This is a genomic window from Streptacidiphilus jeojiensis, assembly GCF_042510965.1.
Taxonomy (GTDB): domain Bacteria; phylum Actinomycetota; class Actinomycetes; order Streptomycetales; family Streptomycetaceae; genus Streptacidiphilus; species Streptacidiphilus jeojiensis.
The window spans coordinates 393,545-408,844 of the sequence record NZ_JBEUKS010000006.1; the positions used below are offsets into that span (position 1 = coordinate 393,545).

Genomic DNA, 15,300 nt, shown 5'->3' on the forward strand with positions numbered 1-15,300 from the left:
CCATCGGCCCCGGCGATGGAAGAAATCACGCAACTTCCCCGCGTGGATGGAAGCGGTCCGGTGGGTGCCAGCACGCTCGTGGTGAGAGCGAGACGTCCTGGAAGGAGCCCCCGATGACCCTCCCCACCGCTGCGCCGCGGACCGCCCCGGCAGCGGCCGCGCCGCACCCGCGCCGCTGGTTCGCGCTGGCGCTGCTGCTGACCGCCGAGGCGATGAACCTGCTGGACTCGACGATCGTGCAGGTCGCGGCCCCGGTGATGCACGCCGGGCTCGGCGGTCCGGTCGCCGACATCCAGTGGTTCAGCGCCGCCTACACCCTGCCGTTCGCCGTACTGCTGGTCACCGGTGGGCGGTTGGGCGACATCGCCGGACGCAGGCGGATCTTCCGGATCGGCGTGGCCGGGTTCCTGCTGGCCTCGCTGTGCTGCGCGCTCGCGCCCTCGGCCGGACTGCTGATCGCCGCCCGGGCGGTGCAGGGCGGGGCGGCGGCGCTGGTGATCCCGCAGACCTTCGGACTGATCAAGGCCATGTTCGACGGCGGCGAGCTGTCCCGGGCGCTGGGCACCATCGGCCCGGTGATGGGGCTGGCCGCGGTCTGCGGGCCGGTGCTCGGCGGGGTGCTGACCCATGCGGACCTGTTCGGCTCGTCCTGGCGGGCGGTGTTCCTGGTCAATCTGCCGCTGGGCGCGGCCGTGCTGGCCGGCTCCTCGCTGCTGCGCGAGGACCGGGCCGAGCACCGGCCGCGACTGGACCTGGTCGGCACCGCGCTGCTGGTACTGGGCAGCGTGCTGCTGGTCGCTCCGCTGATCGAGGTGGACGCCGTCGCGGGCGTGGTGCTGTGGCTCGCTGTCGGCGCGGGCGTCGCCGTGCTGCTGCTGTTCGGACTGCACCAGCGCGGGAAGAGCCGGCGGGGCAGCAGTCCGTTGGTGGAGACCAGCCTGTTCGCCAACCGGGGATTCCCGGCCGCGCTGGCGACCTCCACGCTGTTCTTCGCGGTGATGAACGGTCTGATGCTGGTCGTGGTGGTGCAGGTGCAGCTGACCCGGCACGCCGGTGTGCTCACGGCGGGGCTGACGCTGCTGCCCTGGTCCTGCGGGATGGCCGGTGCCTCGCTGTGCGCCGGTACCTGGCTGGTGCCCCGCTACGGTGCGCGGGTCATGTTCGCCGGTCTCGCGGTGCTGGCCGGCGGGGTCGGCGGTGCGGCGGCCGACTACGCCGCCGGTCCGGCCGGACCGGGGTCCTGGCTGCTGTGGGCCGCCCTCGCGGTGAGCGGTGCCGGGATCGGGCTGTTCACCGTGCCGTTCTTCACCACCGCCCTGCACCGGGTCCGCCCGCAGGAGAACGGCTCCGCGGCCGGACTGCTCAACGCGGTCCAGCAGTTCGGCGGAACGATCGGGGTCGCCCTGCTGGGCACCGTCTTCCTGCGCGCCGGTGCGGCGGACGGCGCCTGGACGGCCTGCTGCGTCGCGGTCGGCCTGCTCGCGGCGACGGCGCTCACGGCTCGGCTGATGACCGCTCCGGAGGCCTCCTGATCCGCCTGGTCCGCGCGGGTGCCGGGGCGGCCGGTCAGCTGCGGGCGGGGGCCGTTCCGCCGGCCCGTCCCAGCGAGCGGTCCAGCACGCTCGCGGCGAGCAGCAGCAGGGCGCAGCCCAGCATCACCAGCGCCAGGACGTGCAGTCCGGCGCTGGTGGCGCCGGTGGTGAAGACGGCGGCGATGACCGCGGAGGCCAGCATCGCGCCGCTGTACTGGAAGGTGCGCAGCAGGCCGGACGCGGTGCCGATGCGGTCGGCGGGGGCCTGGTGGTAGAGGGCGTTCTGGTTGGCGAGGCTGTTCAGGCCCTGCGGGACGCCGTAGACCAGGACCACGCCGATCAGCGCCCAGGCCGGGGTGTGCGGGCCGAGCAGGAGCAGCAGCGCCGAGCCGACCGCCATCGCGGTGCTGCCGACCACCAGCTTGGCCCGGATTCCCTTGCGGCGTCCGGTCGCTGTCGCCACGCCGATCGCCACCAGCGACATCGGCAGCAGCACCAGCCCGGCCGCGGACTCGCCGAGGCCGCGGCCCTGTTCCAGCCACTGGGTGAAGCCGTAGAGCACGGAGTAGGAGACGGTGCAGGTCAGCGCGTGTCGGGCGTAGGTGACCAGCAGCGGCCCGTTGGCGGCGAGCATCCGCAGGTCCAGGAACGGGTCGTTGACCCGCAGCTCCCGTGCGACCAGCGCGGCGGCGGCCACTGCGGCGATCAACAACAGGTACCAGCTGGAGGTCTGAGGGGCCATCAGGAAGAGCAGCGCGGCGGTCATGGCGGCGGAGAACAGCGCCATCCCGGCCAGGTCCAGGCCGCTGCGCCCGCCGTCCGACGGACGCTCAGGGGGGATGGCGGGCAGCCGGCGCCGTCCCATCACCAGGCAGGCCAGCGACAGCGGGATGTTGACGGCGAAGACGGTGCGCCAGCCGCCGACGCCGATCAGCAGGCCGCCGAGGGTGGGGCCGATCGCCGAGCTGGCCTGGGCGGCGACGGAGAGGGCGGTCAGGATGCCCGCGGGCGTGCTGAGCCCGGTGCGGGCCGCCTCGCTGCGCACCAGGTGCATGGCGGCGGGGTAGGCGGCGCAGGTGCCGAGGCCGAGCAGGACCCGGGCCACGATCAGCAGCCCCAGCGACGGCGCCAGCGCGCCCAGCAGTCCGGCGATCCCGACCAGCGCGGTACCGGCCAGGTAGACCGGGCGGGCGCCGTAGCGGTCGACGAGGCGTCCGACGGCGGGCTGTCCGACGGCGGTGGCCAGGTAGAGCGCGGAGACCAGCCAGAGCGTGGTGGACGGCGGTGCGCCGAAGGCCGCGCCGATCGGGACCAGGGTCACCGCGATCATCGAGGAGTTGACCGGGTTCAGCAGCGAGCCCAGGACCAGCGGCGGGGTGAGCCTGCGGTCGAAGCCGGCGGCGCTGCCGTCGGCGGGCCGGGCGTCGCGGCGGGGGAGGAGCGCGGTGATCCGGCTCATGCCCGGTCCAGCCGTTCCAGCAGCGCCAGCGCCTCGACGACGGTGGCCCGCTCGGCCGCGGTGTAGCGGTCCTGCAGAGCGCGGGCCAGCCACTCCTCGCGGACCCGGCGGGTGCCGGTGATCGCCTCGGTGCCTTCGTCGGTGAGCGAGACGACCTGGCGCCGCCCGTCGGCGGGGTCGGGGCGGCGCTCGATCAGGGCGCGCTCCTCCAGCGCCGCGAGCGTGGCGCCCATCGACTGAGGTCGTACCCGCTCGGCCGCCGCCAGCACGCCCGGCGCCGCCGGGCCCTCCCGGTCCAGCCGGCTCAGCACCGACAGTTGCGAGGCGGTGATCCCGTCGGTGTTGTCGACCTCCTTGAGCCGCCGCCGCAGCCGTCCCAGCAGTACCCGGAGGTCGGCCGCCGCCTGGGCGGCGGTGCTGCTGACGGCGGGCTCGAGAGGATCCATGCCCTCTACACTAGTTTCATCAGTCCAGACTTACAAGTTTGACCTGACAATCAGAACGCTCCGGTCAGAACGCCCCGGTCAGAACCCTCCGAGCAGCCCGGCCGCATGGCTGACCTGGACGGTGTGGGTGGCGCAGCCGCCGTCCGCGGTGAGCAGGTGCAGCAGGAAGCCGGTCGGCTCGTCCAGGTAGCCCATGGGGGAGCCGTCGCGCATCGACAGCGAGCTCTGGCGATAGGTGCTCGGCGCGACCGCCAGCGTGCTGCCGCCGAAGGCGCAGGTGATCGGCCGGTGCACATGCCCGGCCAGGACCCGGACCACCCGGGGGTGCGCGGCCACCACCTCGGCCAGCGCCTCGCCGTCCTCCAGCCGCATCCCGTCCAGGAAGGGGATGCCGACCGGCACCGGCGGATGGTGCACCGCGACGAAGGCCGGCACGTCGGGGCGCTTGCCGAGCACCGCGTCCAGCCAGCCGAGCTGCTCCGCGCCGAGCAGGCCGCCGGGCTTCCCGGGCAGATTGGAGTCCAGCACGACGACGGTGGCCGCTTCGTGCTCCACGGCGTAGTGGACGCCCTGCTCACCGCCGTCGAGCAGGCCGCTGCCGGCGAAGGCGGCCAGCATGGCGTCCGGGCTGTCGTGGTTGCCCGCGACCAGGTGCAGCGGCAGCGGGAACCGCCCGATGATCCGCCGCAGCTCCTGGTACTCCTCGGGACGGCCCTGGTCCACCAGGTCCCCGCTGATCACCACCGCCACCGGTTGCGGATCCAGCGCCAGCACCCGGGCGAGCGCCAGCTGCAGCCCGGCCGCTGGGCCGGCGCCGAGCGGTCCTGTGGTGATGTGCGGATCGCTGAGGTGCGCCACGGAGAAGGAAGAAGTCATGGCTGAACGCTTCCCCGACCCACCGTGCCCGGACAACCCGTCAAGCTGACGGCGTAACGAACAACTGGTGACGCGGGGTCACACCGCCGGACCCGGGGCGCCGAGCAGCACGGCCGGCTCCGCCGGGGAACCACCAGTGGTCGCGGCGGCGTTTGCCACAATCGGCGCTATGAAGATCGAAGAGACTCCCTGGTCGGACCCCGACGCCACCGAGCTGCGGCTGCGGCAGCGGGCCGAGGTGGCCGAGCGGTACGGGACCCCGGACAGCGAGCCGGGGACGCCGCCGTCGGCCGCCGACATCGAGGTGTTCTTCGTGGCCCGGGAGGACGACGGAACGGCGGTCGGGTGCGGCGGCCTGCGCCGGCTCGGGCCCGGGGTCGGGGAGATCAAGCGGATGTACGTCGACCCCGGCCGGCGTGGTTCGGGAGTCGCGGCGGACATCCTCCGCACGCTGGAGGACTGGGCCCGTGAGCAGGGGTGGACCACCCTCCGGCTGGAGACCGGCGACGCCCAGCCCGACGCCATCCGCTTCTACACCCGTGCCGGATACCGGCGGATCCCCAACTTCGGCGGATACGTCGGCGCGAAGCGCTCGCTCTGCTTCGAACGCCCGCTCTGAGTCCCGGACCGCAGGCTTGCAGGCGGATGAGAGACTGCGACGATGAACTCTGAGACGATCACCGCGAAGGACTCCGGCACCTGGAAGCTGGGCGATCTGACGGTCAACCGGATCGGCTTCGGCACGATGCGGCTCACCCAGGACGGTGCGGCCCTCGACCCCCGGGCGGTCCCCAGCGACCGCGGTCGGGCGCTGTCCGTGCTGCGCCGGGCGGTCGAGCTCGGGGTGAACCACCTGGACACCGCGGCCTTCTACTTCTCCCCACTGCGCTCCGCCAACGAACTGGTCAACAGCGCCCTGGCGCCCTACCCGGACGACCTGGTGATCACCACCAAGGTCGGTCCCGGCCGGGACCAGCACGGCGAATGGACGGACGCGGCCACCCCGGCCCAGCTGCGCGGACAGGTGGAGGAGAACCTGCGCCAGCTCGGTCGGGACCACCTCGACGTGGTCAACTACCGCCGCCAGCGGCCGGGTTCGATCGCCGAGCACTTCGGTGCGCTGGCCGAGCTGCGCGAGGCGGGGCTGATCCGCCACCTCGGGCTGTCCGGCGTCGGCCCCGAGCACCTGGCCGAGGCCCAGGCCATCGCACCGGTGGTCTGCGTGCAGAACAAGTACGGCCTGGGCGCGGCGAGCCCGGAGAGCGACGCCTTCCTGCGCTCCTGCGGCGAGCAGGGCATCGCCTTCGTCCCGTTCTACGCCATCGCCGGCCACGCCGGGGAGCGGGGTGCGGCCGGTGCGGCCCAGGACGCCGAGGTCCTCGCGGTGGCCGCGGCCCACGGGGTGTCCGCCGCCGAGATCCGGCTGGCCTGGTCGCTGCACCTGGGCCCGCACGTGCTGGCCATCCCCGGCACCGGCAACCCGGCCCACCTGGAGGCCAATGTGGCCGCAGGCGCGCTGAAGCTCTCCGACGAGGAGCTGGCCCGGCTCGACGCGGTCCACTGCGCCTGAACGACGGGGCTGAACGGCTGGGCCTGAACGACGTGGCCTGAACGACGGCGCCTGAACGGCTGACCGCGGTGCGTTCAGAGGCCGGCCAGGTTGTCGGCCAGGTCGTCGAGCCCGAACGAGCCCTGGACCAGCGCCTTCATGTGCCAGGCCTTGAGGTCGAAGGCCGCCCCCGCGCGCGACCTGGCCGCCTCGCGGCCTCGGAGCCAGGCGCGCTCGCCGAGCTTGTAGCCGATGGCCTGGCCCGGCAGCCCGAGGTAGCGGACGATCTCGCTGTCGCGGCGGGCTGCCGGGCTGCCGTGGTGGGCGGCCATGAAGGCGGTGGCCAGCTCCGGGGTCCAGCGCTCGCCCGGGTGGAAGCCCGAGTCGGCCGGGACGGCCAGCTGCAGGTGCATGCCGATGTCGATGATCACCCGGATGATGCGCAGCATCTGCTTGTCGAGGTAGCCGAGCCGCAGCCCGGCGTCGGTGAGGAAGCCCAGGTCGTCCATCAGCCGCTCGGCGTACAGGGCCCAGCCCTCGACGTTGGCGCTGACCTTGCCGAGGGTGACCTGGTAGCGGCTGAGCCGGTCGGCCGCCGCGGTCCAGGAGGCCAGCTGCAGATGGTGGCCCGGAACTCCCTCGTGGTACCAGGTGCTGACGATCTGCCAGGTCGGGAAGGACTCCCGGCCCAGGGTCGGCAGATAGGTCCGGCCCGGGCGGCTGAAGTCCAGGCTGGGGCCGGAGTAGTAGGGCGCGGCCGCGCTGCCGGCCGGGGCCAGGCAGGACTCCACCCGGCGCAGCGGACCGGTGATGTCGAAGTGGACGCCGTCCAGCGCCTCGACGGCGTCGTCCATGAGCTGCTGCAGCCAGGCCCGGACCTCCTCCTGGCCCTTGATCGCCGGACCGTGCTCGTTCAGGTGGGCCATGGCCTCCAGCACGCCGGCTCCGGGCAGGATCCGTTCGGCCTCGGTGCGCATCGCGGCGAGGGTGGTGTGGAACTCGCTCCAGGCCCAGGAGTAGGCCTCGTCCAGGTCGAGGTCGGCGCCGGTGGACCAGCGGGCCGAGCGCAGGTAGCGCTCACGGCCGACGGCGTCCGGGGTGCCCTGGGCGGCGGGCAGGTAGTCGTCCCGGAGCCAGTCGCCGAGCCCGGCCGCCGCGCCGGCGGCCTCCCGCGCAGCGGCGTCCAGTTCGGGGCGCAGCCGCTCCGGGGCGGGGGCGACGAAGTCGGCGAACCAGCCCGCGCCGCCGGTGTCCTGGCCGCTCCAGGCGGCGAGCTGGCCGATCACCACCTCGGCCTGCCGGGGTGCGGCGAGCAGCCCGCGGGCGATCCCCTCGGTGAGGCTGGCCCGGTAGCCGGCCAGGGCGCCGGGGACGTGGCGCAGCCGTCCGGCCACGGTCGCCCAGTTCTCGTCGGTGTCGGTGGACATCACCGTGAAGATGTTCCGGACCCCGTGCAGCGGTGAGTTGATGTTGCGCAGGCTGCGCAGGTGGTCACCGGCGTCGTGCAGTTGGAGCTCGGCGGTGAGCCGCTCCCGCAGCAGCCGGGCGCAGGCCTGCTCGGCGGGGTCCTCGGTGCTACCGGCCGGAAGGGCGTCGAGGGCGGCGAGCGTCGTCCTCGCCGCTTCGGCCTCGGCCTCGAACCCTTCGGGGGAGAGGTCCGCCTGCCGGTCGTCGCCCGGGTTGAGGCCGAGCCAGGCGGCTACGCCCGGGTCCAGGGCGACCACCTTCTCGACGTGCTGGTCTGCGATCCGGCGCGGTGTCATCTCATCATCCGACATCCGGCCATCCTGCCTGACCGGCGGCCCGGGTCGCCAGCAGCGACGGTCCGTGGCCGCCGGTCACGCGGCTGCCGCGCGGCTCCCGCAGGGGAGTTCGAGGTCGGATCCGGGGCGCGACCACGTTTGAGTGACATTGCCGGGGAGGACGCGTTCCGCGGTGATAGATCTTCGGATTCGACGTCCACGAACCACGGGGAGCTCCTCGACATGTCCATCGACACCGCCCTGCCGCCGCAGGTCGAGCTGGAAGCGCCCCCGGTGGTGGTGTCCGAGCACACCCTGACCTTCGACGGGTTCCGCTACGTCGCCAGGGTCGTCCGCCAGGGGGAGAGCGTCACCGCGCCGCTGCTGCTGCTCGGCGGCTCCTCCCAGGACCGCTTCTCCTGGATCCGGCACCAGGCCGCGCTGCTGCCGCTGTGCGACGTGGTGACCGTCGACCTCCCCGGCTACGGCGACGCCGACCAGCTGCCACCCCGCTACGGCACCGACTTCCTGGCCGCCGCCACCCGGCACCTGGTCGACGCCCTGGACCTGGGCGAGGTGAACCTGTTCGGCGGCTGCTTCGGCGGCTCCATCGCGCTGCGCTTCGCCCAGCACTACCCGGAGCTGGTGGAACGGATGGTGCTGGTGGGGATGACGACCACGGTCCCCTCGGAGTACGAGCAGGCGGCCACCCGCTGGCTGGGCATGCTGGACGAGGGCCGCTACGAGGAGATGGCCGGGGAGCTGGTGGCCCGCTTCATGGCTCCCACCGGCAGCGGCACCATCCGCAGGCACGCCGCGATCGGGCGGCTGATCCACCGCCAGTTCGTGGAGCAGACTCCGCGCCAGTTCGAGATGGCGGTGGCGGACCACAACCGCCGGCTGATGCGCCACGAGTGGTACCGCCCCGAGCCGGTCCCGGCGGTGCCGACCCTGGTCTTCACCGGCGAGCACGACTCGCTGACGCCGCCGGAGATGGGGCGCGGCGTCGCCGCGGTGCTCCCCGGCGCGGTGTTCACCACCGTCAAGGACGCCGACCACCTGGTGCACATGGAGCGCAGCGAGGAGTTCACCGACCTGCTGGCACACTTCCTGACGGACTGTCCGATCGACTCGCTGCCCTACTGCACACCGCTGGAGTGCCCCTCCGCGACGGGCTGAGCAGTGAGGGCCGGAGCAGCGAGGGCCGGATCAGCGAGGCCCAGTGCGGTGAGGTCCAGCGCGGTGAGGTGGATCCGGGTCACGCCGCTGACGTAGCGTCCGCCGCAGCGGTCCTGCGGCACCACCAGCTGCGGCCCGCAGGCGTCCAGCGGCTGCCCGTCGGCGCGGGTGGCCAGCAGCACCGGCTGGTGGGCGAAGTCGGGGTCGATCTCGCCCCAGGACAGCACGGCGTGGTGGCCGTCGGCCCCGGTCACCGACAGCAGGAAGCCGGCCCGGTCCTTGCGTCGCCGCAGCTCGAAGCCGGGGGCGGCGGCCAGCACCACGTCGTGCAGCAGCGGGCCCTGGAAGCGGTGCCGCTGGATGCCGCTGGTGGCGCAGGCGAAGGTCACCTCGGCCTGGTGCAGCGGCCGGCGGGCCAGTTCGGCGACGTCGATGAGCGACGGCCGGGCGAACGCACCGGTCAGTTCCAGGACGGCCGTCCGCTGCGTGCGCGACGAGTGCTCCACGGCTGCACCTCCACCGGCGTGATGCCCCGTCGGGAACGGGCTTACCCGCATCTGCCGGGAAACCGCCCCGACGGCCTCGGATCTGCGGCCCGGTCACCCCTGTGCGGTTGGCAGTTGCGGATCGTCCCCGCGGGCTTCCGTGTTGGCCGTGGCACCGGCCTCCGCGGCCTCGGCGAGCTGCTGCCAGATCCGGTCCCGGGTCAGCGGCAGCCGGGTGAAGCGGAGCCCGGTGGCGTCCCGCAGGGCGTTGGCCAGTGCCGGGGCGACCGGGTTGAACGGGCTCTCGCTCATCGACTTGGCGCCCAACGGGCCGATGGCGTCCGAAGTCTCCATGAAGTGCACCTCGGTGCGCGGGACGTCGGCGAAGGCGGGCAGGTGGTAGCGGCGGAAGGCGGCGGTCTCCACCGCGCCGCGCTCGTCGATCCGCACCTCCTCCCAGAGCGTGGCGCCCAGCGCCTGGGCGATGCCGCCCTCGACCTGGCCCCGGCACTGCATCGGGTTCATCACCTTGCCGGCGTCGGCGGCGTGGACGCTGCGCAGGATCCGCAGCTCCCCGGTGTCCGGGTGGACGGCGATCCGGAACCACTGGGCGTTGAAGGCCACCGAGCGCGGACTGCCGCCCCAGTGGCCGGCCGCCGAGGTCTCCCGCCCGGCCGCGACCATGGCGGTGTGCAGGTCCTTGAGGGCGAGCCGGCGGCTGCTGCCGCAGCGGACCGAGTCCGTCTCCAGCCGGCACTCCTCCGGCGGCGTGCCGGTGTGCTCGGCGGCGAAGGCCAGCAGCGCCTCGGCCAGCGCGTTGCCCGCCTGTAGCACGGCCTTTCCGGCCACCACGGTGCCGGTGGAGCCGAAGGCGCCGGTGTCGTGGCGCACCACGTCGGTGTCGGACTGCCGGACGGTGATCCGGTCGGCGGTGGTGCCCAGCGCGCCTGAGGCGATCTGCTTGTGCACGGTGGTGGTGCCGTTGCCGAACTCGGCGGTGCCCACGGCCAGGTCGTAGCGGCCGTCGGAGAGCAGGCTCAGGGTGGCGTCGGCGAAGTGGCCGCCGGGCGGACCGGTGGCGATCATCGCCAGCGCCGATCCCTCGCCCACCAGCCAGCCGTCCGGCAGTTCCGGTTCCGGGTGCGCCGGTTGTTCGGCCGCCGCCGCGCGGACGATGTCCAGGCACTGGTCCAGGCCGTAGGAGGCGATGTGCAGGTCCTCCTCCTCGCCGCCCGCGGTGATCATCGGCTCGCCGGGACCGATGACGTTGCGGGCCCGGAACTCCAGCGGGTCGATGCCCAGCCGTCGGGCCAGCTCGTCCATCACCTGCTCCATGGCGAACACCACCTGCCCCAGGCCGTAGCCGCGGAAGGCCCCGGCCGGAACGGTGTTGGTGTAGACGGCGAAGCCGTCGGCCTTCTTGTTGGGGCAGCGGTAGACGGACAGCGACTCGCCGCAGCCGTGGAACAGCACCGCGGGGCCGTGGTTGCCGTAGGCGCCGGTGTTGGAGACCACCCGCAGCTGAAGGGCGGTCAACTCGCCGTCCGCGGAGGCCCCCGCCTTGACCCTGACGGTGAAGGGGTGCCGGGTGGTCGCCGAGGTGAACTGCTCGGCCCGGGTGTACTCCAGCTTGACGGGCCGTCCGGTCCGCAGCGCGGCCAGCACCACGATGTCCTCGACCAGCATCTCCTGCTTGCCGCCGAAGCCGCCGCCGACCCGTCCCGCCAGCACCCGAAGCCGGTCCTCGGGCAGGTCGAACAGGGTGCACAGGGCGCGCCGGGTCAGGAACGGGGTCTGCGTGCTGGAACGGACCACCAGCCGGCCGTCCTCCTCGAACCAGGCCACCGCGCCATGGGTCTCCAGGCTGGCGTGCTGCACCCGCTGGGTGCGGAACTCCTCCTCGTACACCACGGCCGCCTGCGCGAACCCGGCCGCGACGTCGCCGACCTCGCCGTGCACCTCGCCGACGGCGTTCACGGTGCTGCCGGGGACCGGGTGGATCACCGGCGCGTCCGGCGCCATCGCGAGCTCGGGGTCCACCACGAAGGGCAGCAGCTCGTACTCGACCTCGATCCGCCGGCAGCCCTCCTCGGCGGCGCCCTCGCTCTCGGCCACCACGGCGGCGACCCGCTGGCCCACGAAACGGACGGTGTCGTCCAGGACCCGGGTGTCGTAGGGGTCCTCGTCCGGGTGCTCGTGCCTCGCGGTGGAGAACAGCCGTTCCGGGGCGTCCTGGTGGGTGAGCACCACGACCACGCCGGGGACGCGCAGCGCGGCCGAGGTGTCGATGGAGCGGATCCTGGCGTGCGGATGCGGTGACCGCAGCAGTTTGAGGTGCAGCAGGCCCTCCACCGTCAGGTCGAAGGTGTAGCGGGCGGTGCCGGTGACCACCTGCGGTCCGGCCGGCGCGGCCAGCCCGCGGCCGACGGCCCGGCCGGCCTCCGGCTCCTCGGTGTTGCAGCGGCCGCGGACGGCGTCCTCGATGGCCCGGTAGCCGGTGCAGCGGCACAGGTTGCCCTTGAAGGCCCGCGGCAGGTCGGCGCTCAGCTCGTGGTCCAGGGCGGCGGTGGTCATCAGGTAGCCGGCCGTGCAGAAGCCGCACTGGAACCCCTGGGCGTCCAGGAACCGCTGCTGCACCGGATGCAGCTCGCCGCCCGGTCTGGCCAGCCCCTCGACGGTGGTGACGGACCGGCCCTCGGCCCGGAAGGCCGGGTAGAGGCAGCTGTGCACCGGCTCGCCGTCGACGTGCACGGTGCAGGCGCCGCAGTCGCCGGCGTCGCAGCCCTTCTTCACCCCGAACCAGCCGCGCTCGCGCAGATGGGTGCGCAGGCACTGGCCCGGACGCACCGGCAGCTCGGACTCCTCGCCGTTGACCGTCAGCCGCATGCCTCGCCCCTCTCCTCCGCCGCGTCGCGCAGCTCGCCCGGTTCCCGCAGCTCCCGGCGGATCTCCTCGGCCAGTCGCAGCGTCATGTGGCGCCGCCACTCCGGGAGCCCGTGGATGTCGTCGAACCACTCCCCGCGCGGCACGGCCGCCTCCACGGCGGCGCGCAGCTGCGCCGCACCGGGGTGCAGCGGGAACCACAGCCGGACCGGACGCACCGTCGACGCGGTGATCGTCAGCGTCAGCGAGCCGTCCGCCGGGTCGCTGCGGCCGATCAGCAGGGCGGCCGAGCGGCCGTGCTCGTGCAGCGAGGCCCGGCGGAAGGCGGTGCGCTGCCGCAGCGCGGCGTCCGGCAGGGTGACGGCGCGGAGCAGCTCGCCCTCGCCGAGGACGTTGCGGTTGTCGCCGGTGACGAACTCGGTGACCCTCACCCGGCGCTCGGAGCCGTCCATGGCCCGCAGCGTGCAGACCCCGTCCAGGGCGGCGGTCAGCGAGATCATCGGGCCGGCCGGGAGGGCGTTGGCCAGGTTGCCGCCGACCGTGGCCATGTTCCAGATCTTGAACGAGGCCAGGAAGGACCGGCAGCACTGCTCGACCAGCCGCTGGTTGTGCGCCCAGCGGTCCGGGAGCACCAGTCGCGAAAGTTGTGCGACCGTACAGGTCGCGGCGATCTCCAGGCCCTCCGGGCGCTCGGTCAGCGGCGGCCAGCCGGCCGTGGAGAGGTCCCGCAGCCGGCGCAGCCAGGGCTGGGGCTCGGAGAACAGGTAGGTGCCCCCGCCCAGCCAGGCGTCACCGGGCCGCCAGGGCTCGGCCCAGTGCACCGGCCCGGACTCGGTCACGGTGTGCAGATCCATCCGGCGCTCGGTCCTCTCCCGTCTCCCGGTCCCGGCTTCCCGGTCCCGACCCAGCCGATTGAACCAGCGGCTTGTTACAACCGACGACTGTCGGAGCGCACCAGCGCCGACCAGCGTTACTGGTGGATCGACCAAGAGGGATTCTCACCGATCCGGCTCGCATCTACGATGCTGGGGCGTGCCCTGCCCTCGCTTCTGCGGATGGACACCCCGGTCCAGGCAGCCGGTGCGCGGCACCGAGGAGCGACGCGTGATCGTGGGAGACCTGCTGCGGCTGGAGGACCTGGACCTGGGCCTGGCCTGGGGCACCGACGAACTGCTGGAACGCAGGGTCACCGGGGTGACCTCGACCGACCTCCAGGACCCGGCCCGCTACCTGCGGCCGGGCGAGCTGGTGCTCACCGGCCTGGTCTGGTGGCGGCCGGACGCGCGGCCCGGGGCCGAGCTGCGGTTCACCACGGCGCTGCGCAGCGCCGGCGTCGCCGCGCTGCTGGCGGGGGAGGGCATCCACGGCGAGGTCCCGCCGGCGCTGGTGGACGCCTGCCGCACCCACGGCATACCGCTGCTGGCGGTGCCCTCCGGGACCAGCTTCCGGGCCGTGACCGACCGGGTCTACCTGCGGCTGTGGGGCGGCCTTCAGGCCGAGGCCGAGCAGCCCGGCGCGCTGCCGGGGGACGTCCGGCGGGAGCTGGCCGCGCTGCTGGAGACCGGCGCGCCGCTCGCCGAGGTGCTGACCCGGGCCGTCGCCCTGGTGGGACTGCCGCCCTGCGCCGTGGTCAGCGGCAGCGGACGGGTGGTCGCGGCGGTGGCCGGAGCCGACCTGGGAGCGGCGTCGGTGCCGATCGGGGCCGAGGGCGCCTCGCCGTTCGACGGTTGGCAGCTGACCGGGGGCAGCGGCCCGATGCTGCGCGACCTGGCCGAGCTGCTCGCCCCGCTCGCGGCCTCGGCCCGCGCCGAAGCCGCCGCCCGCCGCACGGCTGCCGCCCGCCTGTTCGACACGCTGGGCGGTGACGGCGGTGGTGGTACCGGTAGCAGCAGTGGTGGCGGCGCGGCCCGCCCCGCGGAGGCGCTGGCCGCCTGCGGCCTGCCCGCCGGTGCCCCGCTGACCCTGGTCACCGCCCGCATCGACCACGCGCCCACGGTCTGGGCCGTGGACGCCCTCGCCGAGGCGCTGCTCTCGCTCGGGGTGCCGTTCACCGCCGGCACCGACGACAGCGGTGACGCCACCGCGCTGACGACCGGGCCGCTGGCCGGCCTGCCCGAGCAACTGGCCCGGCTGCAGAGCAGGCTGCCGGACCGTCAGACCCTGCGGATGGCGCTCTGCGCCGCCCCGGAGCCGGGCGGCGCGGGTGCCCCGGCCGGTTCGTGGGAAGCCGGCCTGCGGACCGCCCGGGTCCGCGCCCGCCATGCGCTGGCCGGAGCGGCGCCCTTCGCCGACGCGGACGCCCTCGACTCGCTCCCGGGCCTGCTCGCCGGGCTGCCGCCGGAGGTGACCGCGGCCTTCCACGACCGGCTGCTGGCGCCCCTCCTCGAGCAGGACGCCCGCACCACCGTCTCGCTGCTGGACACCCTGGCCGTCTTCCTGGAACACGACGCCTCATGGGCCCGTACCGCCCGCAGGCTCCACATCCACGTCAACACCGTTCACTACCGGGTCCGCCGCATCGAGCAGCTCACCGGCCGCGACCTCTCCGATTTCGCCGACCAGACCGACCTCCGAGCCGCGCTCCTCTGCGCCCCGCAGCCGGTCGGCGGCCTAGGCTGGCGGCATGACTGATTCCGTTCTCCTCGACCGGCTCGGATCCGGCAAGTACCTGCTGGTCACCACCTACCGCAAGGACGGCAGGACCGTGCCCACCCCGGTGTGGGTGGTGCGTGACGGCGACACGCTGGGGGTGTGGACCGTCGCCGACTCCGGCAAGGTGAAGCGGATCCGCAACCGCGGCGAGGTGCTGGTGGCCCCCTGCGACGTGCGCGGCAACCGGACCGGGGAGGACGTCGCGGCCAAGGCCGAGGTCGGCCCCGCGGAGCTCGCCGGGCACTACCGCGAGCTGCTGAAGCGCAAGTACGGCCTGGTGGGCCGGATGACCCTGCTCGGCAGCAGGCTCCGCCGCGGCGCGGAGGGGACGGTGGCGATCCGCATCACCCTGGACGACGGCGACAGCGGTGGCGACAGCGGGGTCGCCGGCGAGGGCGCGGCGGAGCAGGGGTAGGGGGTCCACCTATGCCTTGACTTCTCATGGTCAAGGTTCCACGTTGTCAGCTGACGCATCGTCAGGAACGGTGCGCGACTGA

The 15,300-nt window shown here is 73.8% G+C and carries 13 protein-coding genes; 6 read left to right on the forward strand and 7 right to left on the reverse strand.

The genetic code is table 11. The features are described 5' to 3' along the window. Nucleotides 1–113 precede the first annotated feature (113 nt). Nucleotides 114–1,532: an MFS transporter gene (locus ABUW04_RS19300; protein WP_380565904.1), complete on the forward strand. Its 1,419-nt coding sequence runs from the start codon at nucleotides 114–116 to the stop codon at nucleotides 1,530–1,532. Nucleotides 1,533–1,566: 34 nt separating this feature from the next. Here the strand turns inward: ABUW04_RS19300 and ABUW04_RS19305 are convergent, their stop codons facing one another. The 3 genes from ABUW04_RS19305 to ABUW04_RS19315 all read right to left on the reverse strand — a co-directional run bounded on the left by ABUW04_RS19305 (nucleotide 1,567) and on the right by ABUW04_RS19315 (nucleotide 4,313). Then, nucleotides 1,567–2,991 (reverse strand): MFS transporter, encoded by a 1,425-nt coding sequence (locus ABUW04_RS19305; protein ID WP_380565905.1) that lies wholly within the window; start codon nucleotides 2,989–2,991, stop codon nucleotides 1,567–1,569. Beyond that, nucleotides 2,988–3,437, reverse strand: coding sequence for a MarR family winged helix-turn-helix transcriptional regulator (locus ABUW04_RS19310; protein WP_030252318.1), 450 nt, complete (start codon nucleotides 3,435–3,437; stop codon nucleotides 2,988–2,990). Before ABUW04_RS19310 ends, ABUW04_RS19305 begins: the two co-directional genes overlap by 4 nt. A 78-nt stretch (nucleotides 3,438–3,515) precedes the next feature. Beyond that, on the reverse strand, nucleotides 3,516–4,313 hold the full coding sequence (locus ABUW04_RS19315) for a phosphodiesterase (RefSeq protein ID WP_380565906.1): 798 nt from the start codon (nucleotides 4,311–4,313) through the stop codon (nucleotides 3,516–3,518). A gap of 169 nt (nucleotides 4,314–4,482) precedes the next feature. On the opposite strand from ABUW04_RS19315, the gene ABUW04_RS19320 reads away from it, so the two are divergent. Further along, a complete protein-coding gene (locus tag ABUW04_RS19320; RefSeq protein WP_380565907.1) occupies nucleotides 4,483–4,932 on the forward strand; it encodes a GNAT family N-acetyltransferase in 450 nt (149 codons plus the stop codon). A gap of 42 nt (nucleotides 4,933–4,974) precedes the next feature. Then, nucleotides 4,975–5,883, forward strand: a complete 909-nt coding sequence (locus tag ABUW04_RS19325; protein WP_380565908.1) for an aldo/keto reductase — start codon at nucleotides 4,975–4,977, stop codon at nucleotides 5,881–5,883. 74 nt (nucleotides 5,884–5,957) lie between these two features. Here ABUW04_RS19325 and ABUW04_RS19330 read toward each other — a convergent pair whose 3' ends face one another. After that, complete coding sequence (locus tag ABUW04_RS19330; RefSeq protein ID WP_380565909.1) at nucleotides 5,958–7,640, reverse strand: DUF885 domain-containing protein; 1,683 nt, start codon at nucleotides 7,638–7,640, stop codon at nucleotides 5,958–5,960. 207 nt (nucleotides 7,641–7,847) lie between these two features. Between ABUW04_RS19330 and ABUW04_RS19335 the strand changes: the two genes are divergently transcribed. Further along, a complete protein-coding gene (locus tag ABUW04_RS19335) occupies nucleotides 7,848–8,783 on the forward strand; it encodes an alpha/beta fold hydrolase (protein WP_051725102.1) in 936 nt (311 codons plus the stop codon). Here ABUW04_RS19335 and ABUW04_RS19340 read toward each other — a convergent pair. The 3 genes from ABUW04_RS19340 to ABUW04_RS19350 all read right to left on the reverse strand — a co-directional run bounded on the left by ABUW04_RS19340 (nucleotide 8,744) and on the right by ABUW04_RS19350 (nucleotide 13,005). Continuing rightward, nucleotides 8,744–9,289 (reverse strand): hypothetical protein, encoded by a 546-nt coding sequence (locus ABUW04_RS19340; RefSeq protein ID WP_380565910.1) that lies wholly within the window; start codon nucleotides 9,287–9,289, stop codon nucleotides 8,744–8,746. The genes ABUW04_RS19335 and ABUW04_RS19340 overlap by 40 nt on opposite strands. 93 nt (nucleotides 9,290–9,382) lie before the next feature. Next, nucleotides 9,383–12,154 (reverse strand): molybdopterin-dependent oxidoreductase, encoded by a 2,772-nt coding sequence (locus tag ABUW04_RS19345; protein WP_380565911.1) that lies wholly within the window; start codon nucleotides 12,152–12,154, stop codon nucleotides 9,383–9,385. Continuing rightward, a complete protein-coding gene (locus ABUW04_RS19350) occupies nucleotides 12,145–13,005 on the reverse strand; it encodes an FAD binding domain-containing protein (RefSeq protein ID WP_380565912.1) in 861 nt (286 codons plus the stop codon). Before ABUW04_RS19350 ends, ABUW04_RS19345 begins: the two co-directional genes overlap by 10 nt. A 250-nt stretch (nucleotides 13,006–13,255) precedes the next feature. Here ABUW04_RS19350 and ABUW04_RS19355 point away from each other — a divergent pair, with 250 nt between their 5' ends. Then, a complete protein-coding gene (locus tag ABUW04_RS19355) occupies nucleotides 13,256–14,782 on the forward strand; it encodes a PucR family transcriptional regulator (protein WP_380565913.1) in 1,527 nt (508 codons plus the stop codon). Next, nucleotides 14,775–15,218, forward strand: coding sequence for a PPOX class F420-dependent oxidoreductase (locus ABUW04_RS19360; RefSeq protein ID WP_380565914.1), 444 nt, complete (start codon nucleotides 14,775–14,777; stop codon nucleotides 15,216–15,218). The genes ABUW04_RS19355 and ABUW04_RS19360 overlap by 8 nt, the downstream gene beginning before the upstream one ends. Nucleotides 15,219–15,300 lie beyond the last annotated feature (82 nt).